The sequence below is a fragment of the Rhizobium sp. P38BS-XIX genome, from assembly GCF_012641435.1.
Classification (GTDB): Bacteria; Pseudomonadota; Alphaproteobacteria; order Rhizobiales; family Rhizobiaceae; genus Rhizobium.
In genome coordinates, this window is sequence record NZ_JABAIJ010000005.1 from 252,913 (window position 1) to 265,842 (window position 12,930).

The 12,930-nt window shown below is 62.2% G+C and carries 10 protein-coding genes and 1 pseudogene; 3 read left to right on the forward strand and 8 right to left on the reverse strand.

Translation table 11 applies throughout. The annotated features are described in order from the left end of the window. Window positions 1-72: 72 nt before the first annotated feature. From HGP17_RS18065 to ubiE, 8 genes and pseudogenes are all read right to left on the reverse strand, one after another. Window positions 73-1,734, reverse strand: coding sequence for a urocanate hydratase (locus HGP17_RS18065; RefSeq protein WP_168811463.1), 1,662 nt, complete (start codon window positions 1,732-1,734; stop codon window positions 73-75). A 42-nt stretch (window positions 1,735-1,776) separates the two neighbouring features. After that, window positions 1,777-2,106, reverse strand: a complete 330-nt coding sequence (locus HGP17_RS18070) for a TfoX/Sxy family protein (protein ID WP_168811465.1) — start codon at window positions 2,104-2,106, stop codon at window positions 1,777-1,779. A gap of 18 nt (window positions 2,107-2,124) precedes the next feature. Continuing rightward, the gene (locus HGP17_RS18075) at window positions 2,125-3,225 is read right to left on the reverse strand and encodes a DUF917 domain-containing protein (RefSeq protein WP_168811467.1); all 1,101 of its coding nucleotides are present in this window, start codon (window positions 3,223-3,225) and stop codon (window positions 2,125-2,127) included. Beyond that, window positions 3,209-4,503: pseudogene (locus tag HGP17_RS18080) on the reverse strand (Zn-dependent hydrolase); the annotation flags it as partial. The pseudogene HGP17_RS18080 and the gene HGP17_RS18075, both read right to left, overlap by 17 nt. After that, entirely contained in the window at window positions 4,500-5,885 is a 1,386-nt protein-coding gene (locus HGP17_RS18085) for an amidohydrolase family protein (protein WP_047628384.1), read from the reverse strand. The pseudogene HGP17_RS18080 and the gene HGP17_RS18085, both read right to left, overlap by 4 nt. Window positions 5,886-5,928: 43 nt before the next feature. After that, complete coding sequence (locus HGP17_RS18090) at window positions 5,929-7,512, reverse strand: aromatic amino acid lyase (RefSeq protein ID WP_168811471.1); 1,584 nt, start codon at window positions 7,510-7,512, stop codon at window positions 5,929-5,931. A gap of 214 nt (window positions 7,513-7,726) precedes the next feature. Continuing rightward, window positions 7,727-9,301, reverse strand: coding sequence for a 2-polyprenylphenol 6-hydroxylase (gene ubiB / locus HGP17_RS18095; RefSeq protein WP_168811473.1), 1,575 nt, complete (start codon window positions 9,299-9,301; stop codon window positions 7,727-7,729). 113 nt (window positions 9,302-9,414) lie between these two features. Continuing rightward, complete coding sequence (gene ubiE / locus HGP17_RS18100) at window positions 9,415-10,191, reverse strand: bifunctional demethylmenaquinone methyltransferase/2-methoxy-6-polyprenyl-1,4-benzoquinol methylase UbiE (protein WP_168811475.1); 777 nt, start codon at window positions 10,189-10,191, stop codon at window positions 9,415-9,417. Between the two features lie 245 nt (window positions 10,192-10,436). Between ubiE and mutM the strand changes: the two genes are divergently transcribed. The 3 genes from mutM (at window position 10,437) to rpsT (ending at window position 12,585) form a co-directional block, all read left to right on the forward strand. Next, entirely contained in the window at window positions 10,437-11,327 is an 891-nt protein-coding gene (gene mutM / locus HGP17_RS18105) for a bifunctional DNA-formamidopyrimidine glycosylase/DNA-(apurinic or apyrimidinic site) lyase (protein ID WP_168811477.1), read from the forward strand. Window positions 11,328-11,343: 16 nt separating this feature from the next. Beyond that, window positions 11,344-12,117 carry an enoyl-CoA hydratase gene (locus tag HGP17_RS18110; protein WP_168811479.1) on the forward strand — a complete coding sequence of 258 codons (774 nt, stop codon included), beginning with the start codon at window positions 11,344-11,346 and terminating at the stop codon, window positions 12,115-12,117. Window positions 12,118-12,309: 192 nt separating this feature from the next. After that, a complete protein-coding gene (gene rpsT / locus HGP17_RS18115) occupies window positions 12,310-12,585 on the forward strand; it encodes a 30S ribosomal protein S20 (RefSeq protein WP_168811482.1) in 276 nt (91 codons plus the stop codon). The last annotated feature ends 345 nt before the right edge of the window (window positions 12,586-12,930 follow it).

The window sequence follows — 12,930 nt, forward strand, 5'->3', positions numbered from 1 at the left end:
CGTGCCATTTCGAAAATAGCAACGCAGCCACTTGGTGACAATGCAAGCGGCTGCGGACGCAGATTTGGAAATTTACTTCAAGCTGATATAGGGCACATCCTTTTTCGCAACTTCGTCCAGCGCTTCCTCATAGCCGGCATCGGCATAGCGCATGACGCCGAGCGCCGTGTCGTTGGTCAGCGCATGGTCGAGCCGTTCGTCGGCAGCCGCCGTGCCGTCTGCGACGATGGTGACGCCGCAGCTCGTCATGTAGCCAGCATAGCCGCCGCCGCCGGAATGGACGACGACGAGGTCGGCCATCGACGAGCAGAGCATCATGGCGTCGATCAGCGGCCAGTCGGCGATGGCGTCGGAGCCGTCCTTCATACCCTCGGTCATGATGTTCGGATGCGCCATGGCGCCGGCGTCCAGATGGTCGCGCGAAAATGCGATCGGACCCTTCAGCTCGCCGCTTGCGACAAGCTCGTTGACGCGGCGGGCAAGTGCGGTGCGCTCACCATGGCCGAGCCATGCGATACGCGCCGGCAGGCCTTCGAACGGCACGTGCTCGCGGGCAAGCTTGATCCAGTTGGTGATGATCTTGTTGTCCGGGAACATTTCCAAAAGCAGATCGTCGATGCGGGCGATATCGCTTTCCTCGCCCGAAAGCGCCATCCAGCGGAAGGGGCCGATGGCACGGCAGAAGAGCGGCCGCAGATAGGCTTCGGTGAAGATCGGGATATCGAAGGCGTTCGCGACGCCGCCTTCCTTCGCCTGCGTGCGGATCAGGTTGCCGTTGTCGAAGACTTCGGAGCCCTTTTTCTGGAAATCCAGCATGGCCTTCACATGCTCGACGATCGAGGCGCGGCTTGCGGCCATCAGCTGGCCCTGACCGTCGTCGCGGAGGTCCTTGACTTGGCTGAGGCTCATGCCCTTCGGCACGTAACCATAGACGAGATCGTGGGCCGAGGTCTGGTCGGTAACGATATCGGGTACGATGCCGCGGCGTGCAATCTTGGGATAAATCTCGGCCGCATTGCCGACGAGGCCGACGGAAAGTGCCCGCTTTTCCTTGACCGCAGCGTCGATCATCGCCAGCGCGGAATCGAGGTCCGGGGCGATTTCCTGCAGATAGCCGATTTCCTGGCGCTTTCTGGCGCGCTCCGCATCGATATCGACGCAGAGGATTGCGGCACCCGCCATACGGCCGGCAAGCGGCTGTGCGCCGCCCATGCCGCCGAGACCGGCGGTCAGCACGAAACGACCGAAGAGATCGCCGCCGAAGCGACGTTCGGCGATGCGCATGAAGATTTCATAGGTGCCCTGGATCACGCCCTGGCTGCCGATATATTGCCAGGCGCCGGCCGTCAGGCCGCCCCAGCAGATCAGGCCCTTGCGCTGCAGTTCGTAGAACACCTCGGCCTTTGCCCATTGCCCGACGATGTTGCAATTCGCCATGATGACGAGCGGCGCCTTGTCATGCGTGCGGATGAGGCCGATCGGCTTGCCGGATTGGATGAGCAGGGTCTGGTTCTCATCCATTTCGATCAGCGCCTTGACGATCCCCTTATGCGCCGCCCAGTTGCGGGCAGCCTTGCCGAGCGCTGCGTAGACGATGAGATTGTCGGGATCTTCGCCGACCGAGAGCACGTTTTCGAGCAGGCGCAGCAGGGCCTCCTGCCGCCAGCCCTTGGCACGCAGCTCCGGGCCGCCCGGAATGGGGAATTTCGGGTGACGTGGATTGGCTTTCGGCATGGATTTCCCTTCCCTGTTTTCCTTGTTGTTTCGGTAGCCCGGCTATTTCGGCCGCAGGCCTTCGACGAAGTCCAACGCGGCCAGAAGCAGCCGCTTGCGCAGCATGTCGTTGCCATAGGCTTCCGGCCCGGCACGCAGCCACCCCTTCATCTCGCGGCCGCCCATCAACATGGTTCTGACGTCATGCTGCTCCAGCGCCCAGCTATCGTTGCCCTTGCCGAGACGGATCAGCATCCCGTCGACACGGGCGCCGCAGAATAGGTGGCCGTTGAGAAGAAAGGCCCAGCCGCCGAACATCGCTTTTTCGCTGAGCCCGGGTTGTTCCCCGAGCTCTTCTCTCAGCAATTCTTCGAGACCGGCGTCGCGGGCCATTCAAGCCTCCTGCGCTTCTCAGCCTTTCTTGCTGGCCAGCGCGTATTTCGCGATCTCGATCCCCATCGCCTTTTCGACGGAGGGATAGACCGTGGGGTCGAGCACGCTGGCAGACAGCGGAATGATATCCATCGGCACATGCAGGATGAAAACCTTCATGCCCTCGTGCAGCTGGCCGACGCTCAAGGGCTCGCCTTCCGGCGACAGCGTGGTGATGACGGAGGGGAAGGTCGCGAGCCGCTTGCCACCGGTATCTTCGACGGCCATGTACTCGTTCATCACGTGCATGACGACAGCCTTGTCGCCTGAGCCGACCGTGACGGTGCCGATATCGAAGGCTTCCTTCGTGTAGACGACATCCTTCTTCGTGATCGTACCTTCGGCCAGGATATGGCCGCCGGTCGTCTTGCAGATGGCGTCGATGACGGCGCTGCCGCCCTTCTTTTCTGCCTCGATGATCGCTTCGCCGAGCGAAAGCGCCATGGAGATGCCGCCGAGCGCCGCATGCGTGCGGACGTAAGAAGCGCGCAAGGGGTTGCGGCAGGAGGCGATGAAGCCGCCGGACTGGTCGGACGCCGCGCGTAGGATCGGCGAAATCTTCGCCGTCGCACCCTTCACGACCAGCTCGATATAGCGGTTTTCGGCGCGGTTGCCGCCGACGGCGGTCTGGATCATCTGCTCCGGCGAGCCGGCCATTCCGATCGAGCCCATATCGCCCGTCGGATGGGCGCGAATGTCACCGACCGCGTCCACTACTTTGGTTCCTAGAATGGCCGATGGCAGCCAGCCGTTCAGCGTCGAGGACTTGCCGTTCTGGCCGATGATCAGGCCGGAAAGCTTTTCGCCAAGTTCGTCCTGCAGCAGCTGCGCGGCCTTCACGTAGTCGATGCCCTGCATTTCCCAGGGGGTCGTGGAGGCCGGCGCGCCGATGGCGGCTGCCGTCGCGATCCAGTCGTTATCATCAAGTTCGTCGATCGACACCAGCTCCGGCTTGCCGACATTGACGGCCGCATAGCCGAGCATGCGGCCGTGATCGGCCCAGCCGCCACCGCCTGCGGCGTAAACGGAGCCGCCCTTGACGGCCGCTTCCACATCCTTGGCAACGAGTACGCGTCCCATTGACTACTCCCGGTTCTGTTTGAGGTTCTTGTCCATGTCGCGCACCGCTTCGAAAAGAACGGCGGCGCCCATGGCGATGTCGTCATTCTCTGCCCACTCCTCGGCGCAGTGGCTGCGGCCTTCTTTGCAGGGCACGAAGATCATGGCGGCAGGTGCGACCTTGGCGATCCAGGCCGTGTCGTGGCCGGCGCCGGAAGCCATGCGGCGATGCTTGGCGCCGACAGTCTCGCAGGCGCGCTCGAGCGTTTCGAGCAGCACCGGCGCGCCGGGGGTCGGCATGTTGTCGGAGACGCGCACGGGCGTATTGATCGTGACGCCAAAATCGGCGGCAATGGTCTTCACCTCGCCGTCGATCCAGGCCAGGAAATCTTCCATGTCGCTGCGGATCTCGGCGCGGCCGTCGATCAGCAGCACGACCTTCGAGGGCACGACATTGGCGGCATTCGGCTCGATGCGGAATTCTCCGACGGTGGCTGCGAAATGGCCCGGCGTCTTTGCCTGTTCAGCCGCGCGTCGGCGAATGTCGAGGACCAGCTGCGAGGCTGCCACCAGCGCATCCGCGCGGCGGTCCATCGGCGTCGTGCCGGCATGGTCGGCGCGGCCTTCCACGGTGATTTCGATGCGGGTGATGCCGGCGATCGCGGTGACGATGCCGATATCCTTGTTCTCGGCTTCCAGCACAGGGCCCTGCTCGATATGCAGCTCGAGGAAGCCGGCGAGATCCGGCCGCTTCTGGGAAAGTAGCACAGAGGGATCGCCGCCGACCTCGGCAATGCCCTGCGAAAGCGTGCGGTCGCCGCTCGTGCGGCTAAGCCATGCCTCGGGGATTTGCCCGGTCATGCCGCGGCTGCCGATGCAGGAGACGCCAAAAATGCTGACTTCTTCGGCCAGAAAATCGACGATCTCGAGATCATGGTCGAGTTCGATGCCACGATCCTTCAAGGAGCGCGCGACTTCAAGCGCGGCGATCGTACCGGCGATGCCGTCGAAGCGGCCGCCATCGGGAACGGTGTCTGAATGAGATCCCAGAAGGATCGTGCCGAGGCCCGGCTTGGCGCCCTCGCGCCGGCCGATCAGATTGCCGGCGGCATCCATGCGTGTCGTGAGGCCAGCGGCTTTCATGCGCGCCTCGATATAGGCGCGCCCTTCCAGGAAGAGCGGAGAAAAGGCGCGGCGCGTCCAGGGATGATCCGGCTCGGTAATGCCGGCCAGCGCATCGATATCCTCTGCGATGCGGTCGGCGTTGACGGGCAGGTTGTGGCGCTTGGGGTCGGTCATCGGGCTGCATCTCCGGCAAGAACTTGGCGAGGCAAGGGACGCACGAAGCTGCCGGAGCCGGGTTCGGCCAGCACCTTCTGTCCCTCGGTGATCTGCTTGCCTCTAAGGTAGGCGGCCGACACAGTCCAGGGGAGGCGGATGCCGTTATAGGGGCTCCAGCCGACGACGTTGTTGCCGCTCGCTGCTGCGTCATAAACCATTTCGCGTGGCTCCAGCACGACGATATCGGCGTCCTTGCCCGGCGTCAGCGCGCCCTTGATGTGGTCGAGGCGGAAATGCTTGGCAGGGTTTTCCGCCATCAGCTTCGCGGCCCAGGTGAGCGGCACGCCGCGTTCCAGAGCACCCTTGACGAAGAGCGGCACCATGACCTCCAGTCCCGGCACGCCGGAAGCGTTCGCCAGCATGTCCGGATTGGTTTTGCGATTTTCCGACCAGCTGACGTGGTCGGTCGAGACGAGCCAGACATTGCCTTCCGCCACCTTGCGCCACAAGGTTTCCACTTCGGCGCGCGGGCGGATCGGCGGATTAATTTTCGCCTTGCCGCCGAGACGCCGCACATCGTTTTCTTCGTCGAGCGTCAGGTAATGGATGCAGCATTCGACCGTCGCTTCGAAGCCGTCGCGGCGATAGGCGCGGGCGATGTCATAGCCGCGGCCGAGCGAGCAATGCACGACATGGGCCGGGCAGCCGGTATCCGCACCCGTCTCGAAGATCGTGTGCATGGCGAGAAGCTCGGTGATCGGCGGGCGGGAAAGGCCGTGGGCGCGGTAGTCGGTGACGCCGCTCGCCTTCACCTGTTCCATATAGGTGCGAACCGCTTCGTCGTCTTCATTGTGGACGCCGGCGGTGAGACCCGTTGGCGCGATCGCGGCAAAGCAGGCGTCGAGTAGGGCGGGCGGAATGCGCGGGAAACGCTTTGGATCGGTGCCGAAGGTGGAGAATTTGAAGGCGGCGACGCCGGCCTCGACCATTTCGGCGATGCGTGCCGGGCCTTCTTCCGGGTCGATCGTGCCATAGAGGGCGAAATCGACGCGCGACTGCGGTGCGGCGTGGTCGACCTTCTTCTTCACCGATGCAGCCGAGCAGACGAGATTGCCTTCGTCGTAGGGCATGTCGACGATGGTGGTGACGCCGCCGGCGGCTGCCGAACGCGTCGACCAGATGAAATCCTCCTGATCCTTCTGGGACAGCGAGTGGGTTTGCGCGTCGATCGCGCCGGGCAGGATCAGCGCCTTGCCCAACAGATGCCGTTCGCGCGCAGCCGGGGGCACGCCGATGCCCACTTCGGCGATCTTGCCGTCTCGCACGGCAACATAGCCGGCTTCCACGATGCGTTCGGGCAAAACCACGGTGCCTTGCAGAACTAGATCGAAATCGGCCATGTGCTTTTCTCCGCCGGTCGGTTGGTGCAGTCGGTTGGTTGGTTCAGATAGCGACGCTGTCGCGATAAAGCCGCTCCTCGACCCGCTCCAGCGAGCCGAGCGCGAAGAAGTCATCATAGGCAAGGATCGGCTTGTGAGCGATCATTTCCGAAATGAACGCCTCGGAAGCGAGTTCCTCTTCGATTGCTTCGACTTCGGCCGAAAGCGGACGATCGACCACGTAGAAATCGGCATGCTTGCGAACGACATCGTAAAGCATCTTCGCAACGCCTTCCGGCTTGTCGCCGAGAATATCCATGGCCTGTGCCGAAAGCAGGGCTTCGAGAGCGGCGAGGCGCTTCAGCGCGCGCATCTGCCGTTCGAAACGCTCGATGACCAGGGGCAGGAAGGCTGCCTCGTCTTCCATGCCACCCGCCACCACCAGCGACTGTGCCGAGACTGGGTTGGACATGGACAAAACGCGCGAGAAGATTTCGCCGGCGAGCTTGATGATCGGGCCGAAGCCGGTCGCGATCTTGCCTTCCGGAACGAGATTGACCGGCAAACCGCGACGCTGGCCGTTGCCGAGCAGGACGCAGCGATTGAAGGCGTTGCGCGCGGCATGGGCCATGCAGATGACCGCCGCCTCGAGGAGAACGGTGACATCGAGCGGCAGAGACCCGCCTGACGTCATTACGCGACCGTCGACGATAACGGGGTTGTCGTCCGAACGGCCAGTCGCGGCAAGGATCTTGTGGCCGGCTGTGAGAAGATTTTCGATGACGGCGCCGAAGACCTGGGCGATCATGCGCAGGCTCAGCGGGTCCTGCACATGGGTCGCGACCGGCCAGGGCCACTCGTCCGACGCGTTGCAGAGCCAGGCGCCGATGAGGGCCTCGCGAGCGGTGCCGACATGGCGCACCGCAATCCATGGATCGCGCGAGGCGCCAAGCGCGCCGGCAGCCATCATGCCAGTCGCAAGCAGCACGCGGATCGCCGAGGCGGCGTTGCGGGTGGTTTCTGCGGCGGCGGCGAAGCTGACGGCATTGACGCTGAGCGACGCCAGGCTATCGCGCGGCGCCATTCTGACAGGGGCAATCCCGGCTGCATCGAAGGCATCGGCTGCCTGCATGCGGCGGCCGCGATAGACGGCTTCGCCGACGCCGGTCAGCACAGCGCCGATCTGGCCCATCAGGCCGATATCGGCGCAGCCGATCGAGCCCGTACGGCGGACGACGGGGATGACGTCGGCGCTGAGCAGCTGCAGATAGGCTTCGATCAGCTCGCGCGAGCAACCGACCTGGCCCGTGAGCGCGGTATTGACCCGGATCGCCATGGCATTGCGCACGACCGACATGGAGAAGGGAGCACCTGTGCCGAAATGGTGGGCGCGCACGAGGCCGAGATTGAATGCATCGAGGTCTTCCGGAGACCACTCGACATCCTTCATGGCGCCGACACCTGTCGTCGAGCCGTAGACGGGCATGCCTGATTGAATCGTGCTTTCGAGAACGCTGCGCGCTAAGCGTACGCGCGCCATGCCGTTTTCCGATGCCGAAGGCAGGGCAACGCCCGCCCCGATCCGCACCAGGTCGCTGAATCCCAGGGGTTGCCCCGAGAGTTCGATGCCGGCTCTCTGACGCTCCATGTCTTTTGTTCTCCTTTTTCGCAAGGCTATGCGAGCCCTATCGCCAATGGGATATCCCAAATGGCGAACACCTTGATCTATGCGGGGCAGCCTGATCTTGCGGCGAGCGCGTGCGGCGCGCAACTCCATGTTTGCGCGGGTCTATCGCTTTGGTAAGTCAAAAATACCTTTAGCCGGGCATTGCCTGCCGAAGTCCGCCGATAGGCGTTGCGGATCAGCTCAGATGCCAGGCGATATAGAGAAGCGTCAGCGCGATCACCCATAGCGCCAAGCGGCCGGAGCGGCTGTGCTTGGCCTCGGCCTTGCCGATCGCTTCTGCAGTCTGCGGGTCGAAGCGCAGGCCGTTCTCGCTCATATGCAGCAATTCGTGATGGAATTTCTCTGTCTTGGCGGCGATTTCCGGTGCCGCTTCGGCAAGCTTCACGGCCGCTTTCAAACCATCCTTGAGATCGGTCATGATCCGCTTCGGGCCGAGATTCGTGCGAATCCAATCACCGACGACCGGTTCCGAAGCCTTCCACATGTTGAAGCGCGGATTGAGCATGCGCGATACGCCCTCGACCACGACCATGGTCTTCTGCAGCATCACCAGTTCCGGCCGCGTCTCCATGTCGAAGAGCTCGGTCACTTCGAACAGCAGGGTGAGAAGCTTGCCCATGGAGATGGTCTCGGCCGGCTGCCCATGGATCGGCTCGCCGATGGCGCGGATCGCCTGCGCAAAACTCTCCATATTATGATGAGACGGCACATAGCCCGCCTCGAAATGTACCTCGGCAACGCGCAGGTAATCGCGGGTGATGAAGCCGTAGAGGATTTCTGCCAGGAAGCGGCGTTCCTTCCTTCCAAGACGCCCGACGATGCCCATGTCGACGGCGACGATCATACCGGCGGGGTCGACAAAGAGGTTGCCGGGATGCATGTCGGCATGGAAGAAGCCGTCGCGCAGCGTATGGCGAAGGAAGGATTGGATCAGCGTATCGGCGAGTGCGTTGAGATCGTGCCCGGCTGCCGTCAATGCCTCGACATCGGACATCTTGACGCCGTCGATCCACTCCATGGTGATAACGTCGCGGCCGGTGCGCTCCCAGTCGACCTTCGGAACCCGGAAGCCCGGATCCTTATCGGTGTTCTCCGCGATTTCGGAAAGGGCCGCGGCCTCAAGCCGCAGATCCATCTCGACCTTCGTGGTCTGCTCCAGCGTCTTTGTGACTTCCACCGGCCGAAGGCGCCGGCTGGAGGGCATGAAACGCTCCTGCAGCCGTGCGACGAGATACATCGCCTTGATATCGTTGGTGAAGCGCTGGCGCACGCCCGGCCGGACGACCTTGACGGCGACACGCTTGCGTCCTTCCGCCGTTTCGACTTCGGCGGGATGGACCTGTGCTATCGACGCGGCGGCAATGGGCTCGCCGAATTTGACATAGAGATCGTCGATCCGCCGGCCAAGCGATGCTTCGATCGCGGCGGTTGCCGTGCCGTGCGGGAAGAAGGCCATCCGGTCCTGGAGCTTCGACAGGTCGTTTGCCATGTCGACGCCGACGACGTCGGGCCGGGTCGCCAGAAACTGGCCGATCTTCACATAGGAGGGGCCGAGCCGTTCGACCGCCTGCGCCAGCCGATCGCTGCGGGCCTGGCTCTTAGCCTTCCTGCGCGCGAAGATGCTGACGAAGGATTTGGCGAGACTGACGGAGGGCGGCAGGCCTTCCGATGGCAGCGCCATGACGACGCCTTCCCGCACCAGCACCCAGCCGACCCGGATCAGGCCGAAATATGCGCCGAAAGCACTCATGGAGCAATTCCAGGAAAAGTGCGTAGCGGCTTTCCGTCAAAACAAAAAGATAGCGCCTCAACGTCCCGACGAGCGGAAGCCATCGGCGGCATCACATGGCTCGACATCATGCTTCAGAGCTTCCAGCCGGAGTGCAGCGCGGCGATGCCGCCCGTGTAGTTGGTGAAAGTCACGCGCGAGAAGCCGGCCTCGCGGATCATCGCGGCGAAGTTCTGCTGGTTCGGGAATTTCCGGATCGATTCCACCAGATACTGATAGGGTTCGGCGTCGCCGGTGATCGCCTTGCCGAACTTCGGGATGGCGTTGAAGGACCAGGCGTCGTAGACCCGGTCGAGCAGCGGCAGGTCGACTTCGGAGAATTCGAGTACGAGCAGTCGTCCGCCGCGCTTCAGCACGCGATAGGCTTCCTTGAGCGCAACATCGATATGCGGCACGTTGCGGATGCCGAAGGCAATCGTATAGGCGTCGAAGGAGTTCGGCTCGAACGGAAGTTTCTCGGCATTGGCCTCGACGAAGGTGAGGTTGTCGGAGAGCTTCTTCTTTTCGGCGCGTTCGGCGCCGACGGCAAGCATCGACCCGTTGATGTCGAGCACGGTCGCATGCGCCAGTCGGTTCGATGCTTCCACGATACGGAAGGCAATGTCGCCGGTGCCGCCGGCCACGTCGAGCAGCTTGTAGGTCGGATCCTTGCGCGGGTTGAGCGCCGCAACCATCGCATCCTTCCAGGCGCGATGCATGCCCATGGACATCACGTCGTTCATCACGTCGTAGCGCTTGGCAACCTTGTGGAACACCTCGTTGACGAGGCCCTGCTTTTCGCCATCGGCCACTTCGCGGAAGCCATAGGACGTTTCCATGCCGCCATCGGCGGAGGTGCGGCTGTCTGCCATCGGCTCAACTCCGTTACATTACAGTGCTGCGCGTCATCTATGGCGCGCCATGGCCGCTGTAACACTTTAAACTCGCTGCACAATTCTATCCCTCAATCGATCCCGATCTCAGGAATTACGCAGTATTCGGCGGCGGACCATAGCGAAATCGCGTTTGCCACGCTATCTCATCAACTGATCACCAGCCGCAATGCCTTGGGCTATAGCCCAGATCATAAGCGGTTGAAACATAAAGATGGATAGCCATGCCGGAATTACCAGAGGTCGAAACAGTCAGGCGAGGGCTGGCGCCTTCCATGGAAGGTGCTGTTCTGCAAGCGCTTGAGCTGCGCCGCAACGATCTGCGCTTTCCGTTCCCCGCCGATTTCGCCCGCTCGGTTGCGGGGCGCGGCATCGCGTCGCTGTCGCGCCGTGCCAAATATCTGCTGATCGATCTGGAGGACGGCAATACGATCGTCTCGCATCTCGGCATGTCCGGTTCGTTTCGCGTGGAGGAGCGAGCCGTGGCGGAGACACCGGGAAACTTTCATCACCCCCGCTCGAAAGACGAGAAGCACGATCACGTCGTCTTTCATCTGGCGGGCGGCAAAGGCGATGCGCGCGTCATCTATAATGACCCGCGCCGCTTCGGCTTCATGGATCTCGTCAGGCGCACCGACATGGCCAGCCATCCCTTCTTTCGAGACCTTGGCCCCGAGCCCACGGGCAATGAACTTGATGCCGATTATCTGGCAAAGCGTTTCGCGGGCAAGGCGCAGCCGCTGAAGAGCGCGCTGCTCGACCAGAAGAACATTGCCGGTCTTGGCAATATATATGTGTGTGAAGCGCTCTGGCGCTCGCACCTGTCGCCGTTGCGCGCCGCCGGCACACTGGTGACGGATGACGGTAAGCCCGGGGACGGCCTGTTGACGCTGGTCGACGCGATCCGCGCTGTCATTGCCGATGCGATTGCAGCGGGCGGCTCGTCGCTGCGCGATCATATTCAGACGGATGGCTCGCTGGGTTACTTCCAGCATTCCTTTTCCGTCTACGATCGTGAAGGGCAGCCTTGCAGCACGCCGGGTTGCAGCGGTACGGTCAGTCGCATCGTCCAGGCGGGGCGCTCGTCTTTCTATTGCGCGACTTGCCAAGATTGATCGAAGGGAGAGAGAAATGGCCTACGAAACCCTCATCGTCGAAACTCAAGGGGCGGTCGGCCTGATCCGGCTGAACCGACCTCAGGCGCTGAACGCGCTGAATTCCACCGTACTTGCTGAGCTGAAGCAGGCCTATGCCGCCTTCCATAAGGACGATGCCGTCGGTGCGATCGTGCTCACCGGCTCCGAAAAGGCATTTGCGGCTGGCGCCGATATCAAGGAAATGCAGTCGCTTGAATTCGTCGATGTCTACACGGGCGACTTTCTGGGCGGCTGGGATGAAATCGCCAAGGCCCGAAAGCCGGTGATTGCGGCCGTCGGCGGTTTTGCGCTGGGCGGCGGCTGTGAGCTTGCCATGATGTGCGATTTCATCATCGCGGCAGACACGGCGAAGTTCGGTCAGCCGGAAATCACGCTGGGCATAATTCCAGGGATGGGCGGCTCGCAGCGCCTGACGCGTGCCGTCGGCAAGGCGAAGGCAATGGATCTGGTGCTGACCGGCCGCATGATGGACGCAGCGGAGGCTGAGCGTTCCGGCCTCGTTGCTCGCGTCGTGCCGGCAGACAGGCTGCTGGACGAGGCGCTGGCCGCCGCCGCCAAGATCGCCTCGCTTTCGCGCCCTTCGGTGCTGATGGCGAAGGAGGCCGTCAACCGCGCGCTGGAGACGACCCTCGGGGAAGGACTGCGTTTCGAGCGCCGCCTGTTCCAGAGCCTGTTCTCCACGGAGGATCAGAAGGAGGGCATGGCGGCCTTCGTCGAAAAGCGCAAGCCGTCCTTCAAGAACCGGTGAGGGCTGGAATTCCGGAATTACGCGGGTTTGATAGAATCCGCGTTGACGCCGCGGCTCATTCCGGCTATATGCCCGCCACAGTTTGGAAAGCCGCTCTGGTTTTCCGCAATTGCTCCCGCATTGCTGGATGAAGTGGCCGCTGGGCCCGCGCTGCAACGATGGAGTTATGTTCGAATTCTAAGAGAGGCATACATGGCCAATACTACCTCGGCGAAAAAAGCGACCCGCAAGATCGCACGCCGCACCGATGTCAACAAGGCTCGTCGCTCGCGCGTTCGCACTTTCGTCCGTCAGGTCGAAGAAGCCATCGCGTCCGGTGATGCAGGTCTCGCCAAGGCAGCTTTCCTCGCAGCACAGCCGGAACTGGCCCGTGCAGCGACCAAGGGCGTGCTTCACGCCAACACCGCTTCCCGCAAGGTCTCGCGTCTTGCCAAGCGTGTTAAGGCTCTGTCGGCCCCGACCGCCTAACTTTCTCTTAACGATTGAATCGTTAGTCTTAAGCCCGGTCTTTGCGCCGGGCTTTTTGGATTCAGCCCAAAAAATGCCGTATTGCCAAAATTGGGTGCTTGATCATGTCATTGACGTGACAGAAATATACCTTTTAAAACAATGACTTGCGGCAGGATATCTCAGCGTAATGTGATCTGCGTGACGCATTGCCGGCTCACAACTGAGTCAAGGGAATTTTTATTTTTTTTGTTTTGAAAGCTGTGGGAATCGCGCCGAACGGGAATCTCGTTGATTCAACAGCGATTCTTTTTTGAAGGCCTTGTGACAGTCAAAAATGGCTTCCTGAGTCAATGGCCGCCTCTT